The sequence below is a fragment of the Streptomyces diastatochromogenes genome, assembly GCF_002242805.1.
GTDB classification, from domain to species: domain Bacteria; phylum Actinomycetota; class Actinomycetes; order Streptomycetales; family Streptomycetaceae; genus Streptomyces; species Streptomyces diastatochromogenes.
The window spans coordinates 412-1,120 of record NZ_MCGQ01000182.1 but is presented as its reverse complement, the minus strand read 5'-3'; the positions used below and the strand labels follow the sequence as shown (position 1 = coordinate 1,120).

General features: G+C 72.6%; 2 protein-coding genes. Both read left to right on the top strand.

What is annotated here, in order from left to right:
* On the top strand, positions 1 to 358 hold a 358-nt coding region (locus BEK98_RS47515), incomplete at its 5' end, for a YwqJ-related putative deaminase (protein WP_094222985.1).
* Positions 359 to 408: 50 nt separating this feature from the next.
* Positions 409 to 709: SUKH-3 domain-containing protein (locus BEK98_RS47510; RefSeq protein ID WP_208643451.1), on the top strand; the 301-nt coding region annotated here is incomplete at its 3' end.

Sequence of the window (709 nt, the reverse complement as noted above, 5' to 3'; positions counted from 1 at the left end):
CACCGGCACCGCCGCCCGCGGCGACCAGCCCCCACCCCTGCACCCCCTCGTCCAGGACTTCCTCGACACCCTCACCAGCACCCAACGCGACCGCTTCACCGGCCGCTGCGCCGAGACCATCCTCATCTCCCGGCACATCGCCGCCGCCGACGCCACCCGCAGCAAACGCGCCGCCCGCAAACCCATGACCAACAGCGAAGCCCGCAGAGCCCTCAAACAGGCCAAACTCACCGCCCGCCGCATACGCGAGGACGGCGACCCCCTCCACGGCAGCTTCGCCGCCCCCTGCCGCGCCTGCACCGCCCTCAGCGCCCACTTCGGCGTCCGCATCGTCGACCCCACCGCAACCGACGACTGACCCCGGACGTCCTCCAGAACCACCCCGCACGCACGACGATCGAAGGGCCGATGCACCCCGACCGCACCTCCAGCACGCGCTTCCCCGTACCCGTCGACGCCACCCTGCGCACCGCCGGCTGGCAACCCGGACGCTGGGACATAAAGCAGGCAGAGATCTGGGCCGACACCCTGCGCGAACACACCTCACCCGCCGGACACCGGCACACCGTCTTCCCCGCCGCCGTCGAAGCCTGGGCCGAATTCGGCGGACTCCACATCAAACCCACCGGCCCCGGCCGCCAGGTCGCCCCCGCCACCCTCCACCTCGACCCCCTGCACGGCCTCCACCTCGCCCGCACCCTCGGCGACC